21 protein-coding genes are annotated in these 20925 nt (G+C 49.8%); 10 read left to right on the top strand and 11 right to left on the bottom strand.

The window, feature by feature from the left end:
* Positions 1 to 313: 313 nt before the first annotated feature.
* A complete protein-coding gene (locus Q0698_RS10460) occupies positions 314 to 715 on the bottom strand; it encodes a hypothetical protein (RefSeq protein ID WP_298636462.1) in 402 nt (133 codons plus the stop codon).
* 599 nt (positions 716 to 1314) lie between these two features.
* Between Q0698_RS10460 and Q0698_RS10455 the strand changes: the two genes are divergently transcribed.
* Positions 1315 to 2070: a restriction endonuclease gene (locus Q0698_RS10455; protein ID WP_298636461.1), complete on the top strand. Its 756-nt coding sequence runs from the start codon at positions 1315 to 1317 to the stop codon at positions 2068 to 2070.
* Between the two features lie 174 nt (positions 2071 to 2244).
* Here the strand turns inward: Q0698_RS10455 and Q0698_RS10450 are convergent, their stop codons facing one another.
* Entirely contained in the window at positions 2245 to 2808 is a 564-nt protein-coding gene (locus tag Q0698_RS10450) for a hypothetical protein (protein WP_298636460.1), read from the bottom strand.
* Between the two features lie 287 nt (positions 2809 to 3095).
* Here Q0698_RS10450 and Q0698_RS10445 point away from each other — a divergent pair, with 287 nt between their 5' ends.
* Positions 3096 to 3809, top strand: a complete 714-nt coding sequence (locus Q0698_RS10445) for a DUF1294 domain-containing protein (protein WP_298636458.1) — start codon at positions 3096 to 3098, stop codon at positions 3807 to 3809.
* 306 nt (positions 3810 to 4115) lie between these two features.
* On the opposite strand, the gene Q0698_RS10440 is transcribed toward Q0698_RS10445, so the two are convergent.
* The 3 genes from Q0698_RS10440 to Q0698_RS10430 form a co-directional block, all read right to left on the bottom strand.
* Positions 4116 to 4421, bottom strand: coding sequence for a helix-turn-helix transcriptional regulator (locus Q0698_RS10440; RefSeq protein WP_298636457.1), 306 nt, complete (start codon positions 4419 to 4421; stop codon positions 4116 to 4118).
* Between the two features lie 3 nt (positions 4422 to 4424).
* Positions 4425 to 4832: a hypothetical protein gene (locus Q0698_RS10435; RefSeq protein WP_298636456.1), complete on the bottom strand. Its 408-nt coding sequence runs from the start codon at positions 4830 to 4832 to the stop codon at positions 4425 to 4427.
* A 300-nt stretch (positions 4833 to 5132) separates the two neighbouring features.
* A complete protein-coding gene (locus Q0698_RS10430) occupies positions 5133 to 5966 on the bottom strand; it encodes a DUF2306 domain-containing protein (RefSeq protein ID WP_298636455.1) in 834 nt (277 codons plus the stop codon).
* A gap of 309 nt (positions 5967 to 6275) precedes the next feature.
* Between Q0698_RS10430 and Q0698_RS10425 the strand changes: the two genes are divergently transcribed.
* The gene (locus tag Q0698_RS10425) at positions 6276 to 7358 is read left to right on the top strand and encodes an AraC family transcriptional regulator (protein ID WP_298636454.1); all 1083 of its coding nucleotides are present in this window, start codon (positions 6276 to 6278) and stop codon (positions 7356 to 7358) included.
* Positions 7359 to 7532: 174 nt separating this feature from the next.
* Here the strand turns inward: Q0698_RS10425 and Q0698_RS10420 are convergent, their stop codons facing one another.
* From Q0698_RS10420 to Q0698_RS10405, 4 genes are all read right to left on the bottom strand, one after another.
* Positions 7533 to 10652, bottom strand: a complete 3120-nt coding sequence (locus tag Q0698_RS10420; RefSeq protein WP_298636452.1) for a CusA/CzcA family heavy metal efflux RND transporter — start codon at positions 10650 to 10652, stop codon at positions 7533 to 7535.
* Positions 10653 to 10662: 10 nt separating this feature from the next.
* Positions 10663 to 11607, bottom strand: a complete 945-nt coding sequence (locus Q0698_RS10415) for an HlyD family efflux transporter periplasmic adaptor subunit (protein ID WP_298636450.1) — start codon at positions 11605 to 11607, stop codon at positions 10663 to 10665.
* Positions 11600 to 12940, bottom strand: a complete 1341-nt coding sequence (locus tag Q0698_RS10410; RefSeq protein ID WP_298636448.1) for a TolC family protein — start codon at positions 12938 to 12940, stop codon at positions 11600 to 11602. Before Q0698_RS10410 ends, Q0698_RS10415 begins: the two co-directional genes overlap by 8 nt.
* Before the next feature lie 71 nt (positions 12941 to 13011).
* On the bottom strand, positions 13012 to 13380 hold the full coding sequence (locus tag Q0698_RS10405; protein WP_298636447.1) for a hypothetical protein: 369 nt from the start codon (positions 13378 to 13380) through the stop codon (positions 13012 to 13014).
* Between the two features lie 84 nt (positions 13381 to 13464).
* On the opposite strand from Q0698_RS10405, the gene Q0698_RS13340 reads away from it, so the two are divergent.
* Positions 13465 to 13614, top strand: coding sequence for an AraC family transcriptional regulator (locus tag Q0698_RS13340; RefSeq protein ID WP_366140325.1), 150 nt, complete (start codon positions 13465 to 13467; stop codon positions 13612 to 13614).
* Positions 13615 to 13803: 189 nt separating this feature from the next.
* A complete protein-coding gene (locus Q0698_RS10400) occupies positions 13804 to 15348 on the top strand; it encodes an AbgT family transporter (protein ID WP_298636446.1) in 1545 nt (514 codons plus the stop codon).
* Between the two features lie 74 nt (positions 15349 to 15422).
* On the opposite strand, the gene Q0698_RS10395 is transcribed toward Q0698_RS10400, so the two are convergent.
* On the bottom strand, positions 15423 to 16274 hold the full coding sequence (locus Q0698_RS10395; protein ID WP_298636445.1) for a pseudouridine synthase: 852 nt from the start codon (positions 16272 to 16274) through the stop codon (positions 15423 to 15425).
* Positions 16275 to 16375: 101 nt separating this feature from the next.
* Here Q0698_RS10395 and Q0698_RS10390 point away from each other — a divergent pair, with 101 nt between their 5' ends.
* On the top strand, positions 16376 to 16570 hold the full coding sequence (locus Q0698_RS10390) for a type II toxin-antitoxin system VapB family antitoxin (RefSeq protein ID WP_298636444.1): 195 nt from the start codon (positions 16376 to 16378) through the stop codon (positions 16568 to 16570).
* On the top strand, positions 16567 to 16965 hold the full coding sequence (locus Q0698_RS10385; protein WP_298636442.1) for a PIN domain nuclease: 399 nt from the start codon (positions 16567 to 16569) through the stop codon (positions 16963 to 16965). The genes Q0698_RS10390 and Q0698_RS10385 overlap by 4 nt, the downstream gene beginning before the upstream one ends.
* A 48-nt stretch (positions 16966 to 17013) precedes the next feature.
* Here the strand turns inward: Q0698_RS10385 and Q0698_RS10380 are convergent, their stop codons facing one another.
* Positions 17014 to 17505 (bottom strand): YqiA/YcfP family alpha/beta fold hydrolase, encoded by a 492-nt coding sequence (locus tag Q0698_RS10380; RefSeq protein ID WP_298636441.1) that lies wholly within the window; start codon positions 17503 to 17505, stop codon positions 17014 to 17016.
* Positions 17506 to 17804: 299 nt separating this feature from the next.
* On the opposite strand from Q0698_RS10380, the gene Q0698_RS10375 reads away from it, so the two are divergent.
* Genes Q0698_RS10375 through Q0698_RS10365 form a run of 3 tightly spaced genes read left to right on the top strand, consistent with a single transcriptional unit; the run spans position 17805 to position 20862 of the window.
* A complete protein-coding gene (locus tag Q0698_RS10375; protein WP_298636440.1) occupies positions 17805 to 18482 on the top strand; it encodes a response regulator transcription factor in 678 nt (225 codons plus the stop codon).
* Positions 18475 to 19731 (top strand): HAMP domain-containing sensor histidine kinase, encoded by a 1257-nt coding sequence (locus Q0698_RS10370; protein ID WP_298636439.1) that lies wholly within the window; start codon positions 18475 to 18477, stop codon positions 19729 to 19731. The genes Q0698_RS10375 and Q0698_RS10370 overlap by 8 nt, the downstream gene beginning before the upstream one ends.
* A gap of 57 nt (positions 19732 to 19788) precedes the next feature.
* Positions 19789 to 20862, top strand: a complete 1074-nt coding sequence (locus tag Q0698_RS10365) for a type 1 glutamine amidotransferase domain-containing protein (RefSeq protein ID WP_298636438.1) — start codon at positions 19789 to 19791, stop codon at positions 20860 to 20862.
* The last annotated feature ends 63 nt before the right edge of the window (positions 20863 to 20925 follow it).

Below are 20925 nucleotides of genomic sequence, written 5' to 3'. Positions count from 1 at the left end.
CACGTGGCATATTTCTACCTCACTTCTATGGTTCTTAATTTACCATAAAAAGTGTCTAGAGTTCTCAGGCCTTATCACCTTCGTAAAGGCTTATGGAGTAGCAATTAACTTGTTTCCCTGACTCTCCAGTTCTAGGGATTTGAATAGGACATAGTTTATTTAACAGCCTACTCAAAATCCATTTCGTAGCTTTATTCATGCGACCTCAAGTTGATAGTACGTGTAACGCCTGCCACAACGGCTGTTTAAATGCGTCAGCATTTTAACAGTCCTGTTGCTGGCAGTTGTTAAAATTAAGCTGGTTATTACGCAGCTATTTTTCATTGAACATGGGAGCTATAGTTGCGGATGAATAAAAAATAATTAGCATGAAATAGCCAATGCCTGGCTCTGCATTGCCTCCGCCTGCTCCGAACCTACCTGCCATACGGGCAAAATTTTCGATATAACTCAACCCTGCTAAACAAGCTACGAATGCAAGCAATAGCCCTAAGATTGATGCTGGTAAGTACCAAGATTTTAAGCTCACGATCTTACCATTAAGGGCGAGAATTGAAGTAACTAATAAATAAATAGGTGTTAGAAATAATAAATATGTAATGCCACCTATATGACTTATATTTACAAGAAGATTCCCTTTTGTTGTTATCGGCAACAATGCTGCGATTAATGTGAATATTGCACAAATTAGTATAGTTATATTAATTGTTTTCATTCTACATTCCTTGTTTAAGTTGGATTAAAAATTTAACTATTCATTTATACGGAAATATTTCCGTATAAATCACTGTGACGTGACTTAGCAAGCACTCTCGCTCACCAGTCTCCAACTTATCTCACTACTTGAACCCAATAATCAGATCAAACCGCTGCAGCACCTTGCTCGCTTTGAGCATCTTGAATAAACCGCTCTTTAGACTCCGCGTAAACAATTATCTGCTAGTACTCGGTATATTTCTTGGATGAACCTTTCACCAACTCAGCGGGATACTTGGCGGCGTTCTTAACAATCTTCTTCTCAATAATGGTCTTGGGGTCAAGGTCAAGCCGGTCAGCCGGTCAGCCGGTAAGAAGAGAGAAGGTAAGTACATCAGCTAGCTCGTCGGCCAACTTTTCGCGATCAATGGTTGCAATCTCTTCATCCGTGTTCTTCCAGAGGAAGAGTCCACTCAGCGTTCCTTGCTTGGTGTTTAGTCAACTAATTTATCGCATAACTACCCGTTTGGGTAGGGGGTAAATAAATAACTATTGATTAGACAGCTAGTTTTGTAAGAACATCCTTATTATCTGTTTTAGGAGATTGAGGGGTTTTAGATGTCGCAACGCAAGGATCCTGGGGTGCTAGATATACTCGTGAGATACCCCTGGTGGGTGAGTGTTTTAGTTTCACTAACGATGTACGGTTTTCTAGCGTATCTACTGCCGTGGATCCCGTTTTCGAATCCAATTCTTCAGGGGCTGGCAAATGTATTTTCAACCGGTGCCTGGATCATTGCCTTAGTCTTGTTGCTCCCCGCGATGGTTGGGCCGATTATTCGTCATAGAAAGCGAAAGCTCCTAGCAACGCAGCAGGGGCTCCAAAGTATCCGTGCGCTATCGTGGCGACAATTCGAAGTACTCATCGCCGAGATATTTCGCCGAAAAGGGTATCAGGTTATGGAGAATGAGCATGAGGGCCCCGATGGTGGAATCGATATTCGTCTGAGAAAGGACGGAGCACTTCATCTCGTCCAATGTAAACATTGGAAGAAGTATAAGGTCGGGGTTGCGATTATCCGAGAAATGTACGGAGTGATGGTTGCTGAGCAGGCAGTGAGTATGACAGTAGTAACGTCAGGTATGTTCACTCACGACGCAATGGATTTCGCGGCAGATAAGCCCATTGACTTGATTGATGGAGTGGCCTTGAACAAGTGGATGAAAGAGGCTCAGGGCGTTGTAGATAAAACTGAGGTTCCAACTACGAGCTCAGCGTCCAATAACGGTAAATTAGAGCAAGCTACGCTAATGTCGGGCGATAGTCCCGAAGCTCAAGCAGGGCAGCCCTGTCCGAAGTGTGGGGCAGACTGAGTACTGCGCACGGCGACCAAAGGCACCTATGAGGGTAAAAAGTTCTTTGGTTGCTCTGCCTTCCCGAGTTGCCGGCACATTCAAAACATAGTGCAGTAGAGCGAAGTTGATTTAGACCATGTGTTTGCAGAGCCTAGTAATCGATTGAGTGCTAGGCCAGCCTCAACCCACCACCTAAAACCAATAACCCACCGATAGATCAACCATCGCGTTATACGCCAACGTATCACCCGGATAACTAATGACCTGCGACTTTATCCCCACACCTACGGAAATCGACTGATTAAAGCGAACACCCACTTCGGTAAAAATTTCGCCTAAGGCACGATATTCGGAGTCATCTATATCTCTATACTGAAAGCGCGCCGCGCCCGCTCCGAGACCCAAAATTAGGTAAAAGTTCATGTCTCTAGAGATGTGTCCGTCATACTTCGCCGCATAACCCACTGACAGGTTTGAATAGCGGAGGTCGCCCTGTTTCGCCTCATCTCTCACCTTATGGGAAGAGATCGCCGCGTAAAAGGGCAAGCCCGAAGCATTGATATATCTAGCCGTAAGACCATCACCAAATTCGAAGTCATACTTAGTGGAAGCGGGGCCCGTATAGAAACGGTTATCTTCATCCTTATCGGTCTTCATCTTGGAGTAGGGTGAAGCAACAATGGAGATCAGTGCGTCGTGATTATCGGCGGCTAAAACAAGTGGCGAGTAGGTGCTATCATTAAGATGATAAGGCAACAGAATCCTTTCATGAATAGATATTCCTTGGGCTTGTTATTTTTTATTAGGGAGTTTTGGTTGTTTTTATTAAGGTGATTTGTGTGGTTTTGAAGTCTATCGGCATTGGGTTGAGGTGTCTAATACAAAATCTCGCCAACTAGTTGAACTGGAGGCTGGTGACAATGCTAGTCGCGAGCTGCTTTCGTTCGTTGTGCTAAAAGTCCGACGCAGTTTATTGTCATGAACTGAGATAAATCGTAAAGTTGTATGGTCAATTTAACTCTCAACAGGGATGTGTTTAGTTTATGCAGTATGACGGCTCCATTCTGGATTGGAACGACGATAAAGGCTTCGGTTTCATTTCCTCCCCTTCGTTTGAAAGCAAAGTATTCTTCCATATTAAATCTGTAAAACAGCGCAACCGGCGGCCCAGCGTGGGCGACTCGGTAGTTTTTCAGACGTTGAAGGATACCCAAGGTAGAAATAATGCAGTGGTTGTTAGTCTGCTCAATAGCACTTCCGACAACACAGTCGCGACAACAAGGTCTAGTGCAAAAATCAGACCAGCTAATGCTAAGGCAACCTCTCGCCGGCCTTCAAATATTAATCGCAGCAGAGCAACAGGCAAAAGCCCCAAGGCTAAGCGCGGTGGTTCACCTTTAGGCTGGCTACTATTTATTTGCTACTGGGTTGCGCTCAGCGCGGTGGCCATTATGAATCCGACACTATTTTTGCCGTTAGTATACCTCGCGGCAATCAGTGTGGTGACCTACTTGGTGTATGCCCTAGACAAGCAAGCGGCTCGTAATAATCAGTACCGCGTTAGTGAGTCGCACCTGCATTTATTGAGTTTGATAGGTGGGTGGTCGGGTGCTTTAGTCGCTCACTATCGGTTACGGCATAAATCGGTTAAAACGGAGTTCCGAATCGTATTTTGGATAACGGTCATTATGAATTCGGCGCTTACCGTGGCCGCGATTAAATCGGGTGTAGCGGAACAATTTATCAATTCGATGTGACCGCCGTTGCGTTAACCATCACTTGAAGTGAGTACATCAACCAACACCTACTCTTGGCCTATCTCCCGACACGTGTCGCTTTGTAACGAGCGAAGTACCGTTGATAACGTTGATAACGTTGAGGCGTTTGTTTTCGACGTGATTACGTTGGAATATTGTAGGGTAAGCGTTATTCATTTACATCACTCCGAGCAGCCGAGAGTTACTGATGTAGTTGATGAGATCAAGCTTTGCCTGGCGAAGGCTCTTCAAAGACGACTGGCTTTGCCGAGCCTGCTCAGGACAGGATTGACGCTCTCAAACACGTTAATAGCCTAGAACCACAAACGTTACGACAGCGCCAACCACAATCCCGGCGAGGCCACTGATCATCACAACCGCAAAGGTACTTTTCTCGCTGTGAGTTGTGATCGGTTGCGACTTCAAGAACAGCTTAGTACGTTCAATTTCAAACACCGAAGCGAGTGCCGATGTGGTTTCCTGTGACGCCACACCTTCTCGCTCAACGCGTTGAATTGTTCGGGTACTTAAGCCGCAGATTTCAGCTAGCTCTGCTTGAGTGTGACCGCGCTCTTCACGAATCGACTTAATGAGTGAACCGTTGAGAAACATTATTCACCCCCCAATCACACTTCGAATAAAAAATGCAATCGAGGCACCGGCGCTGCAACCCCAAACGAATTGCCAGAAGAGTTTCGCCGTGGAAACAAACTGACTTGATTGGCTCGAAATTAACTCATCGTGTTGCCATAGCTCGGCGTCAAGGCGCGAGGTGAATATATGAAAGGGACGGGTGAATCCTGATTTGAGTTTGACGGTGGTACCGCCGACGTCGAATTCGTGGGTGTTGAATATTCCCCAGCCAATTCGATTAATCACGAGATCATCGTTAACCCAAATGCGCTCTCGTCCAGAAAGTGCGCTGCTGTGGTGGGTGATTTGTTGGCCATTAAGTTCGAAAAAGAACCACCATCCGTTTCGATAGTTGGGCTTAATATCGTCGTTCATCATTCTCTTAGTCATGAGTTATCCTCGTTCATAGTGCAACAATTTGAGTGTGAGTGCCAACAGGTTGGCGGTGCTGAACTATGGGCTGTGGAGGACGTTTGATCGACGACAGCGGTGCGACTGGCGCATTGCTGTCGTGAGTTTGTGCTTAGCGAGCGAGACAAATAGTCTGAGATAAGGAAAAGTAAACCAGCAACACATTGTTGCCATGCGCCCCTTGGAGAATTGCTCGGCGAAACGTACGCGTCAAAGAGATGTTGTTTTGACCCTTACGTGGCGTCGATGAACCACCCCAAGAACTAACTTGTGAGCTCACTAAAGCCGCGGCAGCCACATTCCCATTGTGGCACCAAACACCCCAAGGATGATCACCAGCGTCAGCAAGATGATCCCCACCGCGGTGAAAAGCTTCTGCTGTGGCGTCCCGTTAGCGTGAGCTCGTAGGTACACCTCTAAAAACAGCAGCGGCAGCACATACACGGTGGTGTATAAAACCGTTAGGAATGGGCCCGTAAACGAACGCGGATCAAAACCAACGGGCTCGCCGTGGAAGGTTAGCCAGGCCATCAAGCCCACGCGAAATAACCAGACGCCACTCACCGCAATGAACAACCGCAGCGCCCAGCGGCGATGTGCAGCAAACTGACGGCGGCGGGCATGTTCAAACGCCAAGATCGCGCAGACCATGATAATCAATGCGTTAATCATGATGGTGGTGTGACCTATGGTACTGCCTACAATCTTATCGGAGCGAGTGAGGATCATGAACGCACCGCTCAAGCTCATGATGAAGGCCACCAGAATATACAGGCGGCCATTCCAGCGGTGCAGCGCCGGAAGCTTTTGGCGGATAATGGGGATCAGCTGCATTAAACCCCCAATAGTAATGATCGCCGCGAAAATCATGTGGGCGACTACGGCAATGTTGCCCCACAGATCGCCCTCGATATAGCCCGCCGGCATGATACTGTTAAAGTGCTCAATGTCCTGGTTGAAGGTGGCGGTGTAATAAAACGCCACGATGTAATAGGCGAAGATAGCCTGGCCGACTAACACGGCGGCAAACCAAAACTTCGCGGCGTTGGTAATGGCGCTACGGGCAAATGCGTCGGATAGCCCTTTGCGGTGGTGAGAAGATTGCGCTGTCATAATATCTAAATCCTTAACTACCTTTTTGTTTAGCTGCTCCAGCTACGGTTCTGAATCCTGAGCGGTGTTCACGTTCGCCTAAATCGCGAATCAAGACTGCAATGCCCAAGCCCTGTCGTAGGCGAATTTTGGCGTGCTGTGTTAGTATTCGCTTAGCCCGCTAAACCACTTTGCAAGCCAGTCTGTAGGCGAGTGTGTAAACGAGTGGGTAAGCGAGTGTTAGTAGTATCGCCAGCGATACCCTCAATGCTTGCTGTTTTGGAAAAAGACGATTAATTGTGTAAAAAAGTGCAAAGTTAGGACCAATTTATGTGGACTCAGAACGTCATACACTACCTTCGAGCGTTCCCAGTTACGGACACCCCAGTAACGGGCGAAGAGTCAGTATTCGGTGCGCTGCGTTCACAACTTCAGCGTATGGAGCCGCTCCGGCTCATCTGGTGGCTGTTGGTCTTGGTGATTACAGCCTCAACCTTTGCTCGCTTTACGGAAGATTCATCTTGGCTAGTGCACTCCTTACTGGTCATTGCCGGGTCCGGTGGCTGTGCGTGGGTTTGGTTTCTCAGTCGTTTACTGTTTCGAAGCAAGGCGGATATTACTGCCGGAGCAATTGTGTTAGTCCCGGTTGTGATGGGGGTGGAAGCTGCGGCGCATTTAATATCTCCGCTCAGTGGCGGCATAGTTGGGGCTGAAACGGCACGGGTGGTAACGAATGCCTCCTCATTCATCTGTATCACCGCTATCGCCTTTACCTTCAGCGAGCCCTTGCAGGGTCTCGCGAATATTCGTTCAACGAATGAACGCCGATTTCGTTTAGCCTTTGTCACTTGCGTGTCGCTGTTAGTGGTGTTGACCATACTCTGGGTCGCCGGAGCGGCCACGGATTCCTTCGCCGCCCAATGGCGCACTCACATTCTCACCGTTTGCGGAGTGTTCGCGCTGGTGGGGAGTCGGTTGGCGGTTGAATATCGTCTTAAGCATCCGCTTTCGGGAAAAAAGGCAGCGCCAACAACAGCTACCCCAATAAAAGATGATTCAATGGAGCTGGCGAAGCGCATTCAGGAGGCGCTCAACGATGATGCCTTACTGACCACGCCCAACCTGAAGGTCGCGGAGTTTGCTGAGCGTATCAATGAACAGGAATATAAAGTCACCCGCTGTCTAACGGGTCAACTTCAGTACCGTAACTTTAATCAGTTCCTCAATCACCATCGGGTGGAGCGAGCGAAGCGATTACTGGTAGCTCCCAATCATGCTCATCAAAGTATTTCGACCATCGCCTTTGACTGTGGCTATAACTCCATCGGCCCCTTTAATCGGGCATTCAAGGAGCTGACGGGATTTACCCCTAAAGCCTATCGGGATAGTCAATCTCGCAGTGCTTCCGTGTAACCATAAACTCAACACACAGCAGTTGCTGGTGAGTATTCCGAGCATCACTACAAGGTGGTGGAGCACTACTTTCCCACTCCCCTACAGGAATTTGGGCAAGGGCCTAACGCGAACCTCCGCGTTAGCGCCCTAGTTAACGTCCTGTTACGACACACGCTTTCTGAATCTACTTACTCAAATGGCGGGCTTACGCAGGTTAAACAGTCTATACAGCGCCGGTAACACAACGAGGGTCAGTAGCGTTGAGGAGATAATTCCGCCAATCACGACCGTTGCTAGCGGGCGCTGCACTTCGGCGCCAATATCCGTATTAAGTGCCATCGGGATAAAACCGAGGCTAGCCACTAAAGCCGTCATCAATACCGGGCGTAGTCGCGTTGCCGCACCTTCAATGATGGCAGCATCAATACTCATACCCTGTTGCTGCAGCGTGCGAATAAAGCTCACCATCACCAAACCGTTGAGCACGGCCACGCCGGATAGCGCAATGAACCCCACACCGGCCGAAATCGACAGCGGAATATCCCGCAGCCAAAGTGCCAAGATGCCACCGGTTAGCGCGAGTGGAATCCCACTGAAGATAACCAATGCCGTGCGTGTGGAGTTAAAAGCAAGCATCAAAATAGCAAAAATTATTGCCAGCGTTAGTGGTACCACCCAGGCAAGGCGCGTGGTCGCCGATTCGAGTTGCTGAAAGGTACCATCGTAATTCAGCCAGTAACCCGCGGGGATATCCACGTTGGTACTGATGTTATCGCGGGCTTCGGCTACAAATGACCCCAGATCCCGATCACGCACATTAGCGGTAATGACAATACGACGTTTGCCATTCTCACGGCTGATTTGCGCAGGCGTTGAGGTGATCTCAAGTGTTGCTACTTCCTGAAGTGGGACATAACCGCCATCGGGACGGGTCAGCGGAAGCATTCCGAGTTGGTCGAGTTGGAGTCGAACCTCGTCACTGAGTCGAATCACCAGATCAAAACGGCGGTCACCTTCGAATACCTGACCAACCACCTGACCACCAATGGTCGCGGCAACAAAGTCCTGAAGGTCGTTAACGCTAAGCCCGTAGCGAGCCAACTGACTGCGTTTTGGGTTTATCGAAAGCAGCGGCAGACCTGTAACAGCTTCCACGCGAATGTCCGTCGCGCCAGCGGTCGCCGCGAGTTGTGCTTCGATATCATTGGCGGTTGCCAAGAGTTGCTCAAGGTCGTCACCGAATACTTTAATACCGATATCCGAGCGTACCCCCGAAATCAGTTCGTTAAAACGCATTTGGATGGGCTGAGTGAACTCATAGTTGTTGCCGGGAACACCGGCCGCCACAGTTTCAATATGGCTAATCAACTGTGCCTTGGGTAGTTCTGGATTCGGCCACTGCTCGCGTGGCTTCAAGCGAAGAAAGGTATCAGTGACATTGGGGGGCATGGGGTCAGTGGCCACATCGGCCGTGCCAATACGTGTGAATACCCGTTCAACTTCGGGAACCTTGAGTAGCTCCCGTTCCAACAGCTGTTGCATCGCGATTGACTGGCTCAGACTGGTGCCTGGAATACGCATGGCATGCATGGTGATATCGCCTTCGTCCAGCTGCGGCACAAATTCAGAGCCTAAGGTGCTAGCCAGCATTACCGCGGCAACAACTGCAGCTGAGGCCAGTGAAACAATCAAAATACGTCCCTTTAGCACCCAGCCAAGTAGCGCGTGATAGCCTGCCTTAAAACGGGAATAAGTGGAGTATTCTTTATCAACGACTCTATTTCCCATAAAGAGTGCAACAGCGGCGGGAACGAAGGTGACCGACAAAATAATGGCGGCAATCAGCGCCAGAATTACCGTGATGGCCATAGGGTGGAACATCTTCCCTTCAACCCCATCAAGGGCAAAAATCGGGATATACACCACGGTGATAATCACCACGCCGAATAGCGCCGGATGAATTACTTCGGTGGTCGCTTCGTAGACCACCTTTAGTCGTTCGTTGAGGGGCAGTCGGGTATTGGCTGCAAGCGCCTGATTCGACTGAGATAAACGCCGGACACAGTTCTCCACAATAATCACGGCTCCGTCCACAATCAGACCAAAGTCCAACGCGCCCAAGCTCATGAGGTTAGCGGAAATCCCCATTTCAACCATGCCGAACAGGGTGGCTAACATCGAGAGAGGAATCACGGCGGCGGTAATCAGTGCCGCACGTAAATTACCGAGCAAGGTGAACAACACGGCGATCACCAGCAGGGCGCCTAACATCAGATTGTGCTGAACAGTACTAATGGTTTGCTCTACAAGCTCGGTGCGGTTGTACACTACTTTTATGGACACGCCATTCGGGAGTGAAGTCTGAATATCCGCAACGCGGTCACTGAGGTCGCTCGCTACCTGCTTTGCGTTTTCGTTCAGTAACATCAGGACAATGCCCATTACTGTTTCAGTGCCGTTCGTCGTGGCAGCACCCGAACGTAACTCTTCGCCAATGTGGACTGATGCGATGTCGTCAATTTGCAGTGGAATGCTGTCATGGGTAGACACGTTAATCGAACCGATTGCTGCGATATCATTTAACTGACCAGGAGAGCGAACCAACAACTGTTGGCCATTATGCTCCACAAAGCCCGCGCCACGGTTGCTGTTGTTATCGCGTACCGCATCGGTCAAGTCTGCCAACGACACACCATGTTCTAGCATGCGCTGCGGATTGGGGCTGATTTGATATTGCTTATCGAAACCACCTAGGGTGTTAACTTCAACTACACCGGGGACTTGTGCCAATTGCGGGCGAATAATCCAGTCTTGAATTTCCCTCAACGCCATTGAATTGTAGGGCTGAAGGTTCTTGTCCAAGGCGCCTTCATTGGCTTCGACTACATACATGAAGATTTCGCCAAGGCCCGTCGCTATAGGACCCATCTGCGGTTCCAGCCCTGCGGGAATGGCGCTCTTAATGCTACCAAGTTTCTGATCAACGAGGTTTCGGGCGTCGTAAATGTTGGTACCGTCCTTAAAGATAACGGTAACCTGCGACAGCCCATAGCGCGATAGTGAACGGGTGTACTCCAAATTGGGTAGGCCGTAAAGCGCCGTCTCAATGGGGAAGGTAATTTGTTGTTCAGTTTCCAGCGGTGAGTAGCCCGGCGCCTCGGTGTTGATCTGAATCTGCACGTTGGTGATGTCGGGCACTGCATCAATCGCCAGTCGCTGATAGCCCCATACGCCCAACGCAATACTGAGGAGTGATAGGCCCATAATTAGCGCGCGCTGCGAGATAGCGGCGCGAATGAGTGAATTAATCATAGTGGCTCCCTTAGTGAACGTGCTCGGCGCCCGATTTCTCGGCTTCGGCCTTAAACAGGTAGCTATTGTTAACCACATACTGCTCGTTGATGGCTAATCCAGATACTACTTCGGTGTATTGTGAGTCACTTAGCCCCGTCACAATCGGGCGTGGCTCGAACCTGTCACCCGTTTTCACGAAGACTACCGGCCCACCGTCATGAGTTTGAATAGCTCGACTGGCTACGCGAACTGCTACCGATGTTTTACTAATCGCGATGGTCGCCTTCACCAAATCACCAGGCGAGTGGTGTTCGTCATGGTTGTTGAATGGTGCGAGCGCGGTGATGTGTGGTGTATCAATATTCGTGGGCAGGATTTGTTCGATGGTACTTGGGTAATGGTGGTCACCGTCGAATAGATCAACGTCCATGCCCACTTCTACACCTTCGCGCTGACTGTGGAAAAGTTCAAGCTCAGCCACCAATTGATGGGTATTCACGAGGGTGACTAACACCTGAGTTGTTGCCACTTCGCCCACGCTCATGTCGAACTCTTGAACAACACCGTCAAACGGAGCGGTTAGCGCATACGAGCGCAACGTGGTATTTGCTTCAATCATGGCAAGCGTATCGCCTTTGCTTACCTTTTGACCACGCGCCACACTTACGCTGAGTATCACACCAGAATAGCGTGCTTTAAGCTCTGCACGTTGTGATGAAGGCGTGTTCAAGCGCCCGTAGGCACGTGCTTCAGTGCGAATAGCTCCTCCGCTCACAAGCTCAAGAGTTACGCCATTAAGAGCAAGCATCTCATCGCTTAAATGAATCTTGGCTCCATGTTCATCTTGGCCATGTTCGTCAGTACCATGCTCGTCATGGCGGAGATCATTGCTGGCAATGCTGTTGGCGGCAACGGTGAGTAATGCAACAGCGGTGACATTCGTAAATAGGCCGATGAAAGATAGTTTAGTCATGGGTAGCTTCTCCCTGCGGGTGCTCGGTAGTTAGCGAGCTATTAGCGGCGTAAAGCGCCTGCCCGGATAATTGTTCGGTTTTTGAGTGCTGTTGCAGTACGCCACTAGCTGCCTGAATTAAAGCAGCTTGCGCGCTAAATAAGTCCTGTTCGGCTTTTAGCCAATCGCTGTAGCTGTAGTGCCCGCTTTCATAGGCAATGCGGGTTGCTGCCAATGTTTCGCGTCGCAGTGGGACGATGGTTTGCTGCAATGCCTGCGTAGCAACGTAGTAATACTCCCTTAACTGGTAGGCGGTGAGTAACTCAGCACGGAGGGAAATCAACGCACTCTGCCGCGCACTGAGAGCTTCGGTTTCAAACGCCTGCTGAGTAGCATTCACACTTCGGTTACGATCAGCGGAAAAGAGCGGAATCGACATCGAAAAGCCCATCGAGGTGTCGTCAGTCTCTAGGTGTTGAGTAATTCCCGCGCGCCAGCGTAGGTCGCTTGATGCCTGTGCGCTTGCTAGCGCCGTTTGCGCCTGCTGTAATCGAACCTGAGCGCTGAGCGCCTCAATATAGGGTGATTGCTCGGTGCGCTTAAACAATGTTTCAAACGGTTCCATGGCGCGAAAATGATACAAGTCCCCAGCAACAGAGCTGAAGTCAATTTCTGAGCTACCCCAAAGCGCAGTAAGGCTTAGCTGTGTGCTTTTGTAGCGGGCTTGTAGCTCAGTGAGTTCCAGTTGGCGCTGAGCTAATTCGGACTTGGCGCGTAACCAATCTGCTTGAGGTGCTACACCGCGATTAACTCGTTCCTGGGTACGCTCAATATTGAGTCGGAAGAAGGCAATTTGCTGCTCGAGTAACTCTGCTTGTTGCTGCTGCGTTAACAGGGCGATATACACTTGAGTAGCTTGGCCCAGTACATCATAGAGGTGAGCCTGTTGTTGAGCTTCGCCGGCGGCTAGGCGCTGATCGACTTCAGCCACGCGTAAGCTGGGTTTATCCCCTAGCTCGATAACGGATGATAGAGAGACCATAAGCTCTGCGTTATCAAAACTGTTGTAATCTCCGGTACCCAGCACGTTATCGGCACCGACTGTCACCGATAGAGGTTGGGATAGCGCGGCGGTATCACGCTGGGCCAAAATAGCCTCTTGGCGCCAGTGGTAGCGAACGAGGTCGGGGTTATTCTGGATTATGCGTTGTGCAACCTGCTCTAGGTTGAGTATGTTTGCCCTAGCGGGCGTAGAGATTACTAGGGTAATGAACCCAAGTATCAGCAGGCCATAGCACAGCACTGCGCTTGATCGACCGCACTGCGACAGCCGTAACAAAGAGAATCTATTCATGATAATTTGATGCCTAAAAAAATTATGTCACACACGCCAACGAACTGATGGCGAAATACAATCGGTGGAATTTAGGCTATGGGTGGACGAAGTAATTGGCGAGGCGTCTGGGAGACTAACAGGTAATCAAATTCTATATTTGGGCGAGCAAATTCCGTGGGACTGGGGGTTGATGCCACTTGATAATCACTGTGGCCGCTTTGGCAGTGTTGGCAATTATCGCAACTGTAGCTCGATGAGCCGGCACTTTGACTGAATTCTCCCGCGCAGCAATCGCGTTGCGCTGCACTGAAGAGGCTACTCTCGCTACTGGCCTCAACTTTACTCGCAACAAAATTATAGGATTCGGATTCTTCTAAAGCAGGCACTAACAGGTTCGCCACGATAAGTAGCGTTACCATTACGATCTTTCGAAGCCATGGCTGTTGGAAGAATTTCACATTGAGGTCCTTTACTGTGAATCTAGATGGTAGGATGTTATTTACGTTCAGTCAATAGGGGGTTGTGGTAGTTTAACCATCGCGATGGTAGCTCCCAATCATGCTCATCAAAGTATTTCGACCATTGCCTTTGATTGTGGCTATAACTCCATCGGCCCCTTCAATAGGGCATTTAAGGAGCTTACGGGTTTTACCCCGAAAGCCTATCGGGAGAGTCAATCTCGCTCCGCTTGAATGACCTTTGAGTAACAAACCCTTTCAAAAAACGGCCGCAGAGTGCAAAATTCAGTCTACGAAAAAATAAAAACACAATAATGATTACCAATTTCCTGCTGATCGGCGAATAACGATAACAACGGGCTATCCAAGCCTGTGGCCCGCCAACATGATTCAGCGCGAAAATACCTTAGGAGAATCTAAAAAATGACCGACATAGCGGAAGTGAACGAAAAGGTCTCGTTCATTGAACGGGTGGGGAAGAAAATTCCTGATCCAGTCATCATCTTCATGTTCCTATTGGCATTCTGCCTAGTACTCACCGCCATAGTGGGCGGTTTAAGTTTTGAGACGCCAAACGCTGGCGGCGGCTTTACGTCGCACGTGATTAAGGACATGACGGAAACTGAAAACGTCCGTTGGTTGTTCGACAATGCCTTGGTGAGTAACTGGTTGGCATTTGGTAACGGCGTGTTGGGCGTGATTCTTATTGTTATGTTGGGTGTGGGTGTGGCGGAAAGCTCTGGCCTTCTCACCGCTATCATCAAGAAGTTGGGCACTAAACTTCCCGACCGTTTTCTAGCGCCGGCTATTGTCTTCCTTGGCATCATGAGCTCTATTGCCACCGACGCAGGCTACCTGGTACTTATTCCGCTAGCCGGTTTACTGTACGCAGGCTTGGGTAAGAACCCGCTTATTGGTATGGCAGCGGCCTTCGCCGGTGTGTCAGCGGGTTTTAGCGCTAACCTCATTCCCGCCACACCCGTGGATGTGATTATTGGTATGAACGCTCAAGTGTTTGCTGAAGCGCAGGGCGTCCCGTTTGAGCGTGCCGATGGCACACCGCTAACGCCGGCGACCATGCACTACTACTTCATCTTTGCTTCTACCTTCCTCTTAGCAGGCTTGGGCGCCTGGGTGACCAATCGCTTCGTAGCGCCTCGTCTAGAGAAGATGGATTACCAAGTTCCCGAAGACATTAGCATTTCTGACTTTGAAACCACTGCGGAGGAGAGCCGTGGTCTTAAAGCAGCGCTGTTAGGGTTGGTTGTGGCGCTAGGGCTGGTGGCGTTTTTGGCGCTGGGGCCATTGGCTACGTTCACCGATGAAACGGGCCGAACGGTATCGCCTTATCTGAACAACGTGATCCTGCTCATCGCCATGGTGTTTATCATTGTGGGTGTGTCATTCGGTTTCGCTGCGAAGAAGTTCAGCTCCATGATGGATGTGGTGCAAGCCATGGTGGGACAGATGAACACCATGGGCTACATTCTGGTACTCACCTTCTTCTGTTACAACTTCCTAGGGCTATTGGCGCATTCTGGTTTGGGCACTTACGTGACTTATCTGGGAGCGACCTTCCTGCAAATGCTTGGCCTGCAAGAATTCCCTATTCTGCTGATTATTGGTTTCGTGATTACTACGGCGCTGATCAACCTATTCGTGGGCGGCCTAACCTCCAAATGGATGCTATTGGGGCCTATTTTCATCCCAATGCTCTACGCGGTAAACCCAGAGATGACGCCAGATCTGGTTGCGGCGGCATACCGAGTGGCGGATTCATCCACCAACATCATCACGCCAATGATGGCCTACGCGGGTGTTATCTTGGCCTTTATGCGTAAGTACAAGCCAGACCTAAGCTTCGGTGACATGATCTTTATGATGGTGCCTTACTCAGTGGCCTTTATGATTGTCTGGACCACCTTGCTAGTTGTCTTCTTCGCCTTTGGGATTCCGTTAGGTTTCTAAGGTTTAGTGGTGCAGCGGCTTGGCCTTTTTCGTGGTTGAGCTGCTAAAGGGTGCAGGGTAGTGACGAGTGGTTGCTACCCTATCCTACGCACACTGTTAACCTCGTCCTGGGTTAACGCTCGCGACTGCCCAGGCGCCAGCTCGGCGTCCAACACAATCTCACCAATACTCAATCGGTGCAGAGCCGTTACTGGGTTGCGAAACCGCCCAAACATCCGCTTTATCTGATGATACTTTCCTTCCTTTAGCCACACGTCCGCCTGGTATTCGGACACTATTTGCAACTTGGCGGGTTGCGTGACGACGTCCTCAAAGGGGAAGTGCATGCCCTCGGCAAAGGCTTGAACATACCCTTCATCCAGTGGCTTGGCGACACCCACGCGGTAGTGTTTAGCTATCTTATTGTTGGGATGCGCCAGGGCTTCGGACCATCGGCTGTCATTGGTAAAGAGGAGCAACCCAGTGGAGTGAAGGTCCAAGCGCCCGGCAATATGCAGTTCAGCCTTGTGGGGTACGGTGAGTAGATCCAAGGCGGTAGGGTGTTGTGCATCAACGGTGGCGGACACCACGCCATCGGGCTTGTTGAGCATGTAGTAGTAAGGGATATTTGCCTGCAACACCGTACCCTCCACCTCAATACGGGAGAAGCGATTAATACGCAGCGCGCGTTGGCTGACTACTTGCCCATCAACCTGCACCAGGTTGCGCGCCAGTAATAGCCGCACATCATGCTGGTTGAGGGAAAGCTGTTGGCTGAGGAATTTATCCAACCGTTGGGTATCTAGGGGCATGGTCCTCACTGACAGTAGGTGCTTTGGTTGCCGGTGCCATCTGGGCCCAGCCTGTGAGGGCATTTTAGCCCACGGAGAAGAGACTGGCGAGACGCGACTTAACACGGCAGCAACACGATATTGTTGGGCATTCAATTAAGAAGAGATTATCCCTCAAATAGGGCGTTGCTGAGAATTAAATTAGCACCTATAATGTGTATGATTATTTAATTTATGTGTATCATTGAGATGGTTATATGCGTACCAACATAGTGATTGACGATGATTTAATGCTGAGCGCTCTGCAGGCCACTGGTCTGCGCACTAAGCGAGAAGTTGTCGAAGAAGCGCTGAAACTAATTGTTCAACAGCGAAAGCAACAGAGCATTCGTAAGCTTAGAGGAAAGTTAACCTGGGAGGGTAACCTCGATGAGATGCGCGGGGCCACATGATACTGGCAGATTCCAGTGTCTGGATTGATTATCTCAATGGTATTCACTCTCTAGAAACTGAGAGGCTCGATGAGGCTCTGAACGACGATGTGGTGGTGATGGGAGACTTAATACTAGTGGAGATACTCCAGGGTTTTCGAAAGAGCTACGACTATAAATTGGCAAAAGCTAACCTATTACTTCTCGAGCAACATGAAATGCTGGGTACGCCTCAGGCTCTTAGAGCTTCCGAGCATTTCTGTTTTCTTCGGACTAAAGGTATTACGGTACGCAAGACGAATGACATCGTCATCGCGTCCTACTGTATAAACGAGGGTATTCCATTACTCTTTACTGACCGAGATTTCGAACCATTTGTTAAATATTTAGGTTTGAAATCTGTAGTGGCCAGTTAGGTGGGTTAAAAGCATTTGCTAGTACCAAAAACCCACCAATGTTGTCGATTAGCCCCACTGCGCTAGGAAGGCTTCAAACAACCTAGAAACGGTATCTAGCGAGCTGTTTAAACGGTGATCGCCTTCAATCAAGTGGAGGTTTACATTATTACCCGCGGCGTATTTCATGGAGTTCTGATAGGGAATAACTTCATCGGACCAGCCATGCACAATATCAATGTTGTGTGGGTAGAAGTACTCCTGAAGCTCATAGCCGGGGATATACAATGCCGGTGCGAGAAGGAATAGTCCCTTTACCTTAGGAACGTTCGCATTACGGATGGATACGTAACCGCCCATGCTAGAGCCGACTAACAGCACATTATCGTCTACGGTAGGCAAGTATCTGCCGAGGATAGCGGCGCGTTCATCGGCGTCTTGGGTGTGAGAGTAGTCAATGGACTCAACGTCATGGCCAGCTGTTTTGGCAATCTCGGCCAAAGCCTTAATCTTCGAGCCCCAAGGGCCGCTTTCTTTACCGTGAGAAAATATTACTTGCATGAACTAACTCCTGAATCTATTTCTGGGTGCAGCTTATATCAGATCAACGTCTTCTGCCTTAATAATTAGGTAGAATTTGCTGAGACTCGGCATGATTGAAAGTCCAAAAAATGACCGAACGGCTCAGTAAACCTCTTACTTGATTAGCTTAACTTGCCCTGTGTTGATAGCGCCACTGGATTCATACCACTCGTTACACACCCATCATTTTTCGACTCGTGGCAAGAATTGACTTGGATTTTACTCCCCGCATGGTACAACTAAATCTGCCCTGATGAAGTTGTGTGTAAAGAGTGGCTATGAAAATCCTATTGGTTGAAGACAATATTGAAATTGCTACCCAGGTTATCGAGTTCCTAACGGGGTTGGGCTGGGAGGTCGATTTCGCCCGTAATGCTAGTCAGGGCTACGAGTTAGCAGTGGCCGATAGCTTCGATGTCATCCTCTTGGATCTCAACCTCCCCGATGGCGACGGCGTAGATCTCTGTGCGCAGATCAAAGCTAATGCCAGGGTTGAGCCTGCCATTCTCATGGTGACAGCGCGGAATAGTTTTGAGGATAAGGCCCAGGGCTTTAACCACGGCGCTGATGACTATTTGGTGAAACCCTATGACCTGCGCGAGCTTCCACTGCGCTGCCAAGCTTTACTCCGACGCAAACAACTCTATCAGTCCAAGCAGCTTAGTTTGGGCGATCTGTGTATTGATGCCGTCAGCCATGAGGTGACGCGTCAGGACCAACCGCTAAAGTTCACCAAGATTGGCTTTAGTATCCTTCTTCAGTTGGCCAGAGCCTATCCCAAGCCGGTTTCGAAATCCCAGTTGGTGGCGGAGATCTGGCCGGATGAAGTGCCGAACAGTGACCCGCTTAAAGCCCATATCTATGCTCTGCGCCAGGTATTAGATAAACCCTTCGCAACGCCCATGTTAGCTACGGTTCAAAGCTTGGGCTACCGATTAGAGGTCGCCAATGTTTAAAGCTAAAGGCCTACGCGGCTATACTACCGGCTGGTTGGTTTCCTTTACCCTAGTGTCCTCGCTGCTGTTCTTGGCGGTAGGTGTCGTCACCGCCTACATTGTTGAAGATGCCATTATTAGTCGTTTGGTCAACGAGCAGGCCCAGAGTATTGAGACCTCGCTGCAGCGCGGCGAGCAACCCCAGCTCAGCGCTCAGCAGCAGCTCTTTACCAAGGCGAGTGAGCTGCCACCGCAGTGGCGGGAAAGAGTTTTAAGCAGTCGCTATGGCGAGCTGTTTACGGGCACCAATGATCACTACCACTTTCAGCATTTAAGCCTGCGGGATTCACCTCAGGGTATTCGCAATGGCGTACTGCAAACATCTGACGGCGAGCTACGGGTGCTGGTAGTGGAAGTCTCACGCATGCTGGTCGTTTCCAATTCACCTGGGGCGTTCGTGGTGTTTGTCTTTGTGTTTGTTCTCCTCACGCTGGTGGCGGTATTCGTGGCGCTAAAAATTGCTAATCGAGTAACTAAGCCCGTATTGGATTTATCGGCCGCGGTTAGCCAGCGGGCAAACGCTGCAAGTCCTATGCCTCAGCTCCCCTTCGAGCTCAATGCATTGGCCACCACGTTCGAGGCCAGCTTTAGTAAAATTGAACGAATCCTTCAGCGCGAGCGCGATTTCACTACCGATGTGGGGCACGAACTGAAAACACCGCTTACGGCTTTTAATAACCTTCTTGTGATGGCTAACGAGAGAGCATTAACCGCCACGGAGGTCGACCAGCTTGAACGGATTAATGCAGACCTTGCCAATACCATTGAGGTACTCTTAGCACTGGCAAGAGAGGAATCGCTGGCCCAGGAAACTATCAATGTCATGGGCTGTATTGAGCAGTTGGCGATTGAACAACCGCAGGTTTTGTCGGGTGAGTTCTCCATTGATCTCAGCGGTGATCACTCGCTGGTGATCAACGGCAATAGGGTACTGAGCAAATTACTGTTTCTCAATCTCATCCAAAACGCTATCCGCCATGCTAACTTGCCCCACCTGTACATTGAGGTATCGGCCAGTAAGCTTTCCTTCCGCAATCAAACTACGCCGCTAAAGCAGACCAATGTCATGGCGCCAGGCGTTCGCAACGACAATAGCTCTGGCGTGGGTCAGGGCTTGTATTTGGTGCGCCGAATTGCAGAGAAATTAGCGCTAACAACGGAGCTAAAGCTCAACGATTCCGAGTTCGAAATAGTTTTTCACATTAATTGACTCCGATTTTACCGCCACTTGGTTAAGTTAGCGGTACATAAATTGGAGATCATAATTATGAACATTAAAAAAATTGCTATTCGCAGTGCTGTAACCTTGGGTGTATTAGCCGTCCTCATTGCGGCACCCATTCTCTGGATTTTGAGCTTCGTCCCAGACACTGGCTTGGAAAACTTTGAGGATAGCCAAGCGCAGGATATTCCCTACCTAGCTGCGGCTACCGGCGAAACCAATGGCCGTATCTTGGCGGTAGTAACCAGTGTGGATGAAATGGGCACCAGCGGTAAGCGCACTGGCTATGAGCTCACGGAACTGGCAAGAGCTTACTGGGTATTCAGCGTCAACGGCTTTGAGGTAGATATCGCCAGTACGCAGGGCGGCGATGCACCTATGATCTTGGACAAAGATGATATGGAGCACTATAGCTACGCCTTCCTTAATCACCCTGAGATTCAAGCTCAGCTACAGAATACCTTGGTCATCGATGACTTGAACCCCGCCGATTATGACGCCGTTTACTTCGTGGGTGGCAAAGGGACGATGTTCGACTTTGTGGACAACTTAGCAATTAAGTCTTTCACCGCCGACATGTATAGCCAGGGCGGAGTCATTGCGGCGGTATGTCATGGCCCTGCGGCGCTATTGAATGTGTCACTGCCGGACGGCACTAATCTCTTGGCGGGTAAGTCAGTCACCTCCTTCACCAATAGTGAAGAGCTACTGCTGATTCCTGAAGCCGAGCAGGTGTTTGGTTTTCTCTTGGAAGATGGTCTGAAGGAGCAGGGTGCGACCTTTGCGTCCACCTCTGACTACCTCAACATGGTGGTCGCTGACGGTAATGTCATTACGGGACAAAATCCGTGGTCAGTCTGGACACTAGCGGAGAAGACGGTGGAGCAACTGGGTGTGACGCCAGTTGAGCGCCCCATTACTCGCGAAGAGCGCGCCGTTGATTTAATGGGTGTGTTCAGAGCGCAGGGCTACTCCGCTGCAAAGGATTACATTGAGGCCCATGACTATGAATACAAATCTCTACTCATTGTGATGCACGCTATTGTTGCGGCAATGGACTTTGATCTGGTTGCTAGCGTGAAGTTAATGCTATTGGCCGAAGCGACCAAAGCAGAGTAATCGCGCTTCATCGTTTAACAACGGCGGCATAGACAGTCTTCATAGTCCCCCCAAGATGGCGAA

The sequence above is a fragment of the uncultured Umboniibacter sp. genome, assembly GCF_947497555.1.
Classification (GTDB): domain Bacteria; phylum Pseudomonadota; class Gammaproteobacteria; order Pseudomonadales; family DSM-25080; genus Umboniibacter.
The sequence above is the reverse complement of the archived record's forward strand: the minus strand, read 5'-3'. Positions and strand labels throughout refer to the sequence as shown.

Coding starts and splice junctions, on each gene's coding strand:
- Q0698_RS10460 (WP_298636462.1), bottom strand. CDS start 715: ATGAAAACAATTAATATAACTATACTAATTTGTGCAATATTCACATTA.
- Q0698_RS10455 (WP_298636461.1), top strand. CDS start 1,315: ATGTCGCAACGCAAGGATCCTGGGGTGCTAGATATACTCGTGAGATAC.
- Q0698_RS10445 (WP_298636458.1), top strand. CDS start 3,096: ATGCAGTATGACGGCTCCATTCTGGATTGGAACGACGATAAAGGCTTC.
- Q0698_RS10440 (WP_298636457.1), bottom strand. CDS start 4,421: ATGTTTCTCAACGGTTCACTCATTAAGTCGATTCGTGAAGAGCGCGGT.
- Q0698_RS10435 (WP_298636456.1), bottom strand. CDS start 4,832: ATGACTAAGAGAATGATGAACGACGATATTAAGCCCAACTATCGAAAC.
- Q0698_RS10430 (WP_298636455.1), bottom strand. CDS start 5,966: ATGACAGCGCAATCTTCTCACCACCGCAAAGGGCTATCCGACGCATTT.
- Q0698_RS10425 (WP_298636454.1), top strand. CDS start 6,276: ATGTGGACTCAGAACGTCATACACTACCTTCGAGCGTTCCCAGTTACG.
- Q0698_RS10420 (WP_298636452.1), bottom strand. CDS start 10,652: ATGATTAATTCACTCATTCGCGCCGCTATCTCGCAGCGCGCGCTAATT.
- Q0698_RS10415 (WP_298636450.1), bottom strand. CDS start 11,607: ATGACTAAACTATCTTTCATCGGCCTATTTACGAATGTCACCGCTGTT.
- Q0698_RS10410 (WP_298636448.1), bottom strand. CDS start 12,940: ATGAATAGATTCTCTTTGTTACGGCTGTCGCAGTGCGGTCGATCAAGC.
- Q0698_RS13340 (WP_366140325.1), top strand. CDS start 13,465: ATGGTAGCTCCCAATCATGCTCATCAAAGTATTTCGACCATTGCCTTT.
- Q0698_RS10400 (WP_298636446.1), top strand. CDS start 13,804: ATGACCGACATAGCGGAAGTGAACGAAAAGGTCTCGTTCATTGAACGG.
- Q0698_RS10390 (WP_298636444.1), top strand. CDS start 16,376: ATGCGTACCAACATAGTGATTGACGATGATTTAATGCTGAGCGCTCTG.
- Q0698_RS10385 (WP_298636442.1), top strand. CDS start 16,567: ATGATACTGGCAGATTCCAGTGTCTGGATTGATTATCTCAATGGTATT.
- Q0698_RS10380 (WP_298636441.1), bottom strand. CDS start 17,505: ATGCAAGTAATATTTTCTCACGGTAAAGAAAGCGGCCCTTGGGGCTCG.
- Q0698_RS10375 (WP_298636440.1), top strand. CDS start 17,805: ATGAAAATCCTATTGGTTGAAGACAATATTGAAATTGCTACCCAGGTT.
- Q0698_RS10370 (WP_298636439.1), top strand. CDS start 18,475: ATGTTTAAAGCTAAAGGCCTACGCGGCTATACTACCGGCTGGTTGGTT.
- Q0698_RS10365 (WP_298636438.1), top strand. CDS start 19,789: ATGAACATTAAAAAAATTGCTATTCGCAGTGCTGTAACCTTGGGTGTA.